Consider the following 350-nt stretch of genomic DNA (forward strand, 5'->3'; position numbering starts at 1 on the left):
GACCGCCCCACCGACCGCTATCCAGCCCAGCACCGGATAGGAACGCCAGCGTGTCGCCAGCGCCGGCTCGACGGCGGCGGCGCCAAGCAGCACCGTCGTCCAGCCGGAGCCGAAGGCCATGTGCAGCATCAGCAGGCCGGCAACGCCGGCCCCGCCGAGCGCGAACGACACGGCCGGGCCGCCGGTCAGCGGCGGCTCCTCGGCGCTGGCAATCCATTCGCCGCCGGCGGCAGAGGCCAACATCAGCAACAGCGCCGGCAGCGCATAGCCGAGATCGCGGTCGATATCGCCGAAGGTCAGCCACAGCGCGGTGAGCACCACCAGCGGGGCGATGACACCCCAGGCCGCCC

General features: G+C 73.1%; 1 pseudogene. It reads right to left on the reverse strand.

Annotated elements, in window-relative coordinates:
• Positions 1-350, reverse strand: a pseudogene (locus tag EN874_RS32620) (DUF2339 domain-containing protein); the annotation flags it as partial.

The sequence above is a fragment of the Mesorhizobium sp. M1D.F.Ca.ET.231.01.1.1 genome (assembly GCF_003999155.2).
Classification (GTDB): domain Bacteria; phylum Pseudomonadota; class Alphaproteobacteria; order Rhizobiales; family Rhizobiaceae; genus Mesorhizobium.